Origin of the sequence: Streptococcus thoraltensis DSM 12221, from assembly GCF_000380145.1 — a bacterium.
GTDB lineage: Bacteria > Bacillota > Bacilli > Lactobacillales > Streptococcaceae > Streptococcus > Streptococcus thoraltensis.
This window is the reverse complement of sequence record NZ_KB904622.1, coordinates 1-2289: the sequence shown is the minus strand read 5'-3', so window position 1 is coordinate 2289 and position 2289 is coordinate 1. Positions and strand designations below refer to the sequence as shown.

The window sequence follows — 2289 nt, the reverse complement described above, 5'->3', positions numbered from 1 at the left end:
CTTGTCTAAGGAGCAGGGGCATAGAATTTTACCACTTCCTCCGTACTCACCTGAGTACAATCCCATTGAGAAAACATGGGCTTACATTAAAAAACACCTCAGAAAAGTATTGCCAAATGCCCATACTTTCATTGAGGCACTTTTGTCCTGCTCTTGTTTCAGTTGATTATATCAGAAATTCACTCCCAATCCTAAGCAACAAAAAATTACAATTGCATCAAAAAAATGAATCCTAAAAATCAGGATTCATTTTTTATTTCTTCTCATCGTCATCCATTGAAAGTACACTCAAGAAGGCTTCCTGAGGCACTTCAACTGAACCGATGGATTTCATGCGTTTCTTACCAGCTTTTTGTTTTTCAAGCAATTTACGTTTACGAGAAACGTCACCACCATAACATTTAGCCAAAACGTTCTTACGAAGAGCTTTGATGTCAGTACGCGACACAATCTTTTGACCAATAGCTGCTTGGATGGGCACTTCAAATTGTTGACGAGGAATAATTTTTTTCAACTTATCCACAATCAATTTTCCACGTTCATAGGCAAATTCTTTATGAACAATAAAACTAAGGGCATCAACTTTATCACCATTAAGCAGAATATCCATTTTAACCAATTGTGAGCGACGGTATTCAGAAATTTCATAGTCAAAGCTAGCATAGCCACGAGTTGAAGATTTTAATTTATCAAAGAAATCAAAGACAATCTCAGCCAATGGAATCTGATAGATAACATTGACACGGTTATCATCAATGTATTCCATGGTTTCAAAATCACCACGCTTACGCTGAGCAAGCTCCATCACCGCCCCAACATACTCTTGAGGAACCATAATTTGTGCTTTGACATAAGGTTCTTCGATAGTATCTATCCGTGTTGGATCTGGAAACTCTGAAGGATTGGATACCTCAAGAATCTCACCATCTGTCGTATTGACATTATATACAACCGATGGAGCTGTCATAATGAGATCAATATTAAACTCACGCTCTAAACGTTCCTGAATGACATCCATGTGAAGCAAGCCTAGAAAACCACAACGAAAACCAAAGCCAAGGGCTTGTGAAGTTTCTGGTTCAAACTGTAAACTGGCATCGTTGAGTTGCAATTTCTCCAATGCTTCACGCAAATCATTGTATTTATTTGATTCAATAGGGTAAAGTCCAGCAAAGACCATTGGGTTCATTTGCTTATATCCCGCTAAGGCTTCTAGTGCAGGATTGTCAGCCAAGGTGATAGTATCACCTACACGAGTGTCAGCCACTGTCTTAATTGATGCTGCAATGTAACCAACATCTCCAGTCGCTAAATACTCACGACCAACAGCTTTGGGAGTGAAAATACCAACTTCAGTTACATCAAAGGTTTTACCATTTGACATGAGTTGAATCTTGTCACCCGGCTTAACTATACCATTAGTCACACGCACTTGAAGGATGACTCCACGGTAAGCATCATAAACAGAATCAAAGATAAGTGCTTGAAGGGGAGCTTCAACATTTCCTGAAGGAGCTGGTACTTTTTCCACAATTTGCTCCAAAATCTCATCAATACCAATTCCAGCTTTAGCAGATGCCAAAACAGCATCCGATGCATCAAGACCAATGACATCCTCAACTTCTGTTCGTACACGCTCAGGATCTGCTGCTGGAAGGTCAATCTTATTGATAACAGGCATAATTTCCAAGTCATTATCCAAAGCTAGATAGACATTAGCAAGCGTTTGGGCTTCAATACCCTGAGCTGCATCAACAACCAAAATAGCACCTTCACAAGCTGCCAAGGATCGTGATACTTCATAGGTAAAGTCAACGTGTCCAGGCGTGTCAATCAAGTGAAAAATATAAGTTTCACCATCTTTTGCAGTGTAGTTGAGCTCAATAGCATTCAGTTTAATAGTAATCCCACGTTCACGCTCCAAGTCCATACTATCAAGCAATTGAGCCTGCATTTCACGACTAGAAACAGTCTCAGTTTTTTCTAAAATACGGTCTGCCAGTGTCGATTTCCCATGGTCAATGTGGGCAATAATGGAAAAGTTGCGAATCTTCTCCTGACGTTTTTTTAATTCTTCAATATTCATTTTGTTATCCTATGCCATTTAATTGTTACCCTTTATTATAGCAAAAAGTAAGGCTGATAAAAAGAAGAACTTCATCTTCTCTTACTCTAATAATAAAAAGCAATTAGAAGGCAAAATTCAAGTCCAAGTTAGCCAGCGTATAACACCTCTCTGGGAGTTTTGTAATCTAATACTTTCTTAGGATAGTTATTGATCCAATTTTC

The 2289-nt window shown here is 38.8% G+C and carries 2 protein-coding genes; one reads left to right on the top strand and one right to left on the bottom strand.

The genetic code is table 11. The features are described from left to right. The coding region (locus A3IA_RS12750) for a transposase (protein WP_211209174.1) at positions 1-166 on the top strand (166 nt) is incomplete at its 5' end. Between the two features lie 87 nt (positions 167-253). Here the strand turns inward: A3IA_RS12750 and lepA are convergent. Then, positions 254-2086, bottom strand: a complete 1833-nt coding sequence (lepA, locus tag A3IA_RS0108890; RefSeq protein WP_018380972.1) for a translation elongation factor 4 — start codon at positions 2084-2086, stop codon at positions 254-256. Positions 2087-2289: the final 203 nt, after the last annotated feature.